The sequence below is a fragment of the Pseudoduganella sp. RAF53_2 genome (assembly GCF_052113985.1).
Taxonomy (GTDB): domain Bacteria; phylum Pseudomonadota; class Gammaproteobacteria; order Burkholderiales; family Burkholderiaceae_D; genus Rugamonas.
Map to the genome: position 1 here is coordinate 1 of NZ_JBFRDW010000376.1, position 5,823 is coordinate 5,823.

A 5,823-nucleotide genomic window follows, 5' to 3' on the forward strand; every position below is an offset into this window, starting at 1 on the left:
GTGCCCGCGGGCCAACGCATGCTCGGAAAGGGCGCGGCCAAAGCCGCTGCTGACGCCGGTGATCAGCAAGAGGTTATTGCTTGTCATATGTGCTTCCCAAAGTTGAAGGAGATTGCATGGTATTCTTCGGCAACTCATTCATTAAGCCATATTCGGCTACTTTTCTTGCCTAAAACTATGTCCATGGCTGTAAATCAGGCACAGCGCCGGATGGTCAAGCTGCTGCATACACTGGCGCCTGTCGAGGGCTACAACCTGACTGCGCTGCCCAGCGTGCGGATATTGCGCTCCGACCGGGCGTTGACGCGCACGCCGGTACTCTACGATCCAGGTATCGTGATCGTTTGCCAGGGCTGCAAGCGCGGCTACTTCGGTGACAAGCTGTATGTGTACGATGCGCAGCATTACCTGGCCGTGTCCGTTCCCGTGCCGTTCGACATGGAGACCGAGGCGACACCGGTGCAGCCCTTACTTGCGCTGTATCTGCACCTCGACTTCGGCATCGCGGCGGACCTCATGCTGCAAATCGACCGCCAGGCCGTGGATGAACCGGTCCAGGCGCCGCAAAGCATGGTGTCGAGTCCAATCGATGCCGATATGAGAGCGTCGGTGCTGCGTTTTCTGGAAACCATGAGCCGGCCGCTGGAGGCCGTCGTACTGGGGCCGGGGATGCTGCGCGAACTGTATTTCCGGGTTCTCACCGGCCCGCAGGGACGCGCAATGCGGGAGGCCCTGGCGCTCAAAGGCCAGTACGGCAGGATTGGCCGCGCGTTGCGCCGCATCCATACCGCTTATGCGGACGCGCTCGACCTGGCGCAGCTGGCGCGGGAGGCGGGCATGAGCGTTCCAGCGTTTCACAGCCATTTCAAGGCAATCACGCAGACGTCGCCGATGCAATACCTGAAGGCGACCAGGCTGCACCAGGCCCGCTTGCTCATGGTACGCCAAGACCTTACCGCTGAAGCCGCGTGCTATGCCGTCGGCTATACAAGCCCCTCGCAGTTTAGTCGAGAGTTTCGCCGGCAATTCGGTTTGACGCCGGCGGCGGAGGCCAAACGCATGAGGGAGAATTTTGCCATTCCGCCAGCGTTCGACGGCGCCGAGTTTGTCTCCTCACACTAAGCGAGTGGAGGAGGCGGTACTGTGTAAAGCTGTGAGTGATTAATGTTGTGACCGGCGTGCTTGGGGCGCGAAGACCCCTGTCGCCGCCCCGATCAGGTAGTGCGCTGGCGATTCAAGCAATCACGATACATAGGATATATGGCATAGCTGCTCAGAGCTTGAAACCATGTAAGCATCACGTCCCGCTTTGCAATCACCAGCACCTGCGTGGGCGCTGACAAGGTCAAACCGTCTGCCGGCGGTGGCTCGAAGAAGTAGCGGTAGGCGTAGCTTCCAATTGTGTCGGCCCGTATCAGGACCTCAAAAGCGTATAGCGAAAACGGTGCCAGAATCAGGCCGTCGTAGGTGATGGCGCGGCCGCCCAGCGCCAGGCTTCTGATTAATACGTTCTACGGCGGTACTGCTGCCGGGTATACGGACTATCCATCATATAAGTTTGCGTAAGTCACCCATCCCGAATTCCTCGAATTCTCGTATTCTAGTCGGCGGAAGCGGGCACCAATACTTCGCGGCTGCCGTTTGTCGCCATGGATGACAGGATGCCGGCCTTTTCCATGTCTTCCACCAGGCGCGCGGCGCGGTTGTAGCCGATGCGGAATTGGCGCTGGACGGAGGAGATGGAAGCGCGTCTGCTGCGAATGACCCAGGCCACCGCTTCATCGTAGAGCGGATCGGCTTCGCCAGAAATCAGGTCTGTTGGCTGATCGGAGGCTGCTTCCTCGGCGGGCGCGCCGGCCAGGATGGCTTCTTCGTAATCGGGTTCGCCGAACTGCTTCAGGTAGTCGACCACCCGGTGTACTTCTTCGTCTGATACAAACGCTCCGTGCACGCGTTGCGGGTAGCCGCTGCCCGGTGGCAGGAACAGCATATCGCCGTGTCCGAGCAAGGTCTCCGCGCCCATCTGGTCGAGCACCGTGCGGGAGTCGATCTTGGACGAAACCTGGAACGCAACGCGGGTAGGGATGTTGGCTTTGATCAGGCCTGTGATGACGTCCACAGAGGGGCGTTGGGTGGCCAGGATCAGGTGGATGCCGGCCGCACGGGCTTTCTGTGCCAGACGTGCAATCAGTTCTTCGATCTTTTTACCGGCCACCATCATCAGATCCGCCAGTTCGTCGATGATCACAACGACCGTTGGAAGGGTGGATAGCGGCTCGGGCGCGTCGGGCGTCAGCGAGAACGGATTCGTCACGTATTTTTCTGCGGCTCTGCCATCGCGGATCTTCTGGTTGAAGCCGGCCAGATTGCGCACGCCCAGCGCGGACATCAGCCGGTAGCGCTTCTCCATCTCTGCGACGCACCAGGTGAGGGCGTTGGCGGCGAGCTTCATATCCGTGACCACGGGCGCCAGCAGGTGAGGGATGCCGTCGTAGACCGACAGCTCCAGCATCTTCGGATCGATCATGATCATTCGCACATCTTCAGGCGTGGCCTTGTACAGCAGGGACACGATCATGGCGTTGATCGCCACCGATTTGCCGGAACCAGTGGTGCCGGCGACCAGCATGTGCGGGGCTTTGGCGAGGTCGGTGACTACCGGGGCGCCGGTGATGTCTTTGCCCATTGCCAGCGTAAGCAAGGAGCGCGAGTTGCGGTATGCGTCCGAGGCCAGGATTTCCGAAAGCTGGATCATCTGGCGGCTGACATTCGGCAGCTCCAGACCCATGCAGGTTTTGCCGGGGATGGTTTCGACCACGCGGACAGAGGTCACGGCGAGTGCGCGCGATAGGTCCTTCATCAGCGCGACGATCTGCGCGCCGCGCACGCCGATGGCTGGTTCGATCTCGTAGCGCGTAATAACCGGTCCGGCGGACGCGCCGAGCACGGCCACCGGCACCTTGAACTCCTTGAGCCGTTGTTCGATCAACTCGCCGGTTGCTGCAAGCTCGGAAGTTGATATGTCGACGGAGACTTCGGTGCACGGAGCCAGCAAGTTGAGGCCAGGAAGCTCGACGTCGCTTTCGGGCGGCGGCGCGTATGCGACCGGTGGGGTGACCGGAACGTGTGGCGGCGCTACGGGCGGGTGCGCTGGCGCAGCGGGGGCTGGCGGAGGTGGTGCTGGCACAGGTACCACTGACACAGGCGGCTCTGACACAGGCGGCGCGCTCGGCGCTGCGGACGCTGGCGTTTGTGGAGGCAGGGGCGGAAGCAGATTCGTAGCCGGGGCCGGAACCGAAACCGGAGCCGAAACCGAAGCCGGAGTTGGAGCCAAAACCGAAGCCGGAGTCGAAACTGAAGCCGAAGCCGAAGCCGAAGCCGAAGCCGGAGCCGGTGGTGGTGGAGCAGGCTTGACCTCGCGCCATTCGACATACTGCGGCTCTGCGTGGATCTCCATTGGCGCGGCGTATGCCAATTGCGCCGGCTCATCGGCGTGCTCGATGATGACCACTTCCTGCAATGGCGACACCGGCGCAGGCGCAGGCGCAGGCGCCGACTCGGGCGCGGGCCGCACAGGCACTGGGATATGCCCCGGTGCAGTGGCGGACACAGACACAATGTTCGGCGCAGCCGGCGGCACGGGCTGCGGCAGTTTCACGATCCTGATGATTTCAGCTTGCTTGATGCGCGCGTTGGCTTCTTCCTCAGCCTTGGCGCGGGCCAGCATGGCGGAAGTCGGGCGAATACTTTCAAACGGCGCCCATTCTTCGCTTGATCGCGCAGGCGGAGTGGCGCTTGCTTTGCTATTCTGCGGCCCGAAGACAGCTGCGGGCGGCGGTTCGCCGGGGCGGCGCTCGGGACGCCGCTTAGGCGTGCGGGGCGTAGGCGTGCGAGACGTTGGCGCGCGGGGCGCGGGTGCCGCACGTGGGGTTGCCGGCCGTTCCGCTGCAGCCGGCTCCTCGGCGCCGGCCACCGCACGGATGCACCAGGACAGCAGGTCCAGTGATCGATAGCCAATCAGCCAAGGCACGAAGAAGGGCGCGGCGGCAAGCATCACTGCCAATCCGGCGCCTTTGCCGAGAGTCGAAGCGAAGAAGGTCGCCGCCAGCATCAGCATCGTGCCCAGGACCACGCGGATAAAGCCCTGGCCGAGCAAAGTGCCCCGTTTCAGCAGGAAGACCTTAACGAATCGCCACACTAAAGGAAGTGACCAAAACACCGACCAACCGAGCAACGACATCACTGCCATTCAAAATCTTTCTTCGAATCTTAAGCAAGTGCGAAGTTTATCACGCGCGTTTCACAACCCCGAGCGCTGAACCTGCTTTTTCGCGGCGGCTCAATCCGGAGTGGTAGACAGGCGCAGGCGAATACGGCGATCCAGGCCCAATGCTTTGATGTCGGGGCCGAAACTCTCCTCGATCAGGCGCGCTTTAAGTCCGGTAGCTTCCGCCTCCTTCAAGGCGCGCTCGATGATGGGCCGGTAGTTGGCGGCGGATGCCGATAAATAGAAAACAAAGTCGCCTCGATATTCCACCAGCAGGCGCGGTTCCACCGTTAATTCCGGATGCCGGCGCACTTCGGGCATGACTTCGATGACGCCGCGCGGCAGATAATCGACGTGGCGGTTTCCCGCTGCCACCATTGCGTAGATGGTATTCCACGGCGCGGTGTGCTCGTACAGCGGCAGACCTGCCTTATTCCATATCTTTACATCGCCCCATCCTTCGCCGAAACCGGCGACCAGCCTGGTCTGCCTCAAATCGGACACGGATTTGACGCCGGCAAAGGATGCTGCGTCAGTAGGGCGGATCAGGAATACGCGCTGGCCGATCAAGCCATTGGTCAAACCGATGCGCACCGGGACGATGTCTTTATCGATGTCCCTTTCCCTCTTTTGCAATCCGTAGAAAAGATTAATGTCGCCTTTGCCCAGCATTGTCCACATGCGGCGTGCCGGGACATCCTTCACGAAATGGATACGGTAAGGCTGATGAATCAGCGTTAATGACGCCTCCAGAAGGCGTATGAAATAAGTGGCATGTCCATCGGATACCACGGGAATGCGTAATTCAAGAGGTGAGGCGTTGGGCGGAGTCTCGGCGTGCGCGAGTGCCGGGGACGACAGAATGAGCAGGGAAGCAAAAAAGTGGGTGAAGCGCGGCATGGTCTGCACATTACCACAGCTTTGCTTGTGCTCCCCTTTTTGCGGCTGGAAAAGCGTGCTACGCTATGATTGCTTTCGAGGAAATATTTCTGTGCCCCAGGCAGGCCGCCGCTACCCGCGGTAAGTCCGCCAGGATTGTTCCTGCGACACCATCGCATATGAAGGAATCAGAATGAGTCAGGGCGAACCGCTTCGCCTGCACGTGCCCGAACCGACGGGGCGTCCAGGCTGTGCCACCGATTTTTCCTATCTGCGCCTGTCACCGGCCGGTGCCGTGCGCCGTCCCGAAGTTGACGTGCCTCCGATGGAAACGCGCGATCTCGCGTATTCCCTGATTAGCGTGCTCGATGCCGAGGGCAATGCCGTTGGCCCCTGGGTGCCGCAGATCGATATCGAAGTCGTGCGCAAGGGTTTGCGCGCCATGATGAAGACCCGCATCTTCGATAGCCGAATGCTGATGGCGCAACGCCAGAAGAAGATGTCGTTCTACATGCAGAGCCTGGGGGAGGAGGCGATCGGCACCGCGCAGGCACTCGCGCTGAATGAAGACGACATGTGCTTTCCCACCTACCGCCAGCAAAGCATTCTGGTGGTGCGCGACTATCCGATGGTCGACATGATCTGCCAGCTGATGTCGAACGAACGCGACCCGCTCA

General features: G+C 60.9%; 4 protein-coding genes and 1 pseudogene. 2 read left to right on the plus strand and 3 right to left on the minus strand.

All coding sequences use genetic code 11. The features are described 5' to 3' along the window. A pseudogene (locus AB4Z11_RS20415) lies at positions 1 to 87 on the minus strand (short-chain dehydrogenase/reductase); the annotation flags it as partial. 90 nt (positions 88 to 177) lie between these two features. Between AB4Z11_RS20415 and AB4Z11_RS20420 the strand changes: the two are divergent. Continuing rightward, positions 178 to 1,122: an AraC family transcriptional regulator gene (locus AB4Z11_RS20420; protein ID WP_442027280.1), complete on the plus strand. Its 945-nt coding sequence runs from the start codon at positions 178 to 180 to the stop codon at positions 1,120 to 1,122. Between the two features lie 478 nt (positions 1,123 to 1,600). Here the strand turns inward: AB4Z11_RS20420 and AB4Z11_RS20425 are convergent, their stop codons facing one another. Next, a complete protein-coding gene (locus AB4Z11_RS20425) occupies positions 1,601 to 4,249 on the minus strand; it encodes a DNA translocase FtsK (RefSeq protein ID WP_442027281.1) in 2,649 nt (882 codons plus the stop codon). A gap of 90 nt (positions 4,250 to 4,339) precedes the next feature. Beyond that, on the minus strand, positions 4,340 to 5,167 hold the full coding sequence (locus tag AB4Z11_RS20430; protein ID WP_442027283.1) for a hypothetical protein: 828 nt from the start codon (positions 5,165 to 5,167) through the stop codon (positions 4,340 to 4,342). A gap of 172 nt (positions 5,168 to 5,339) precedes the next feature. Here AB4Z11_RS20430 and AB4Z11_RS20435 point away from each other — a divergent pair. Further along, on the plus strand, positions 5,340 to 5,823 hold a 484-nt coding region (locus AB4Z11_RS20435; protein ID WP_442027284.1), incomplete at its 3' end, for a thiamine pyrophosphate-dependent enzyme.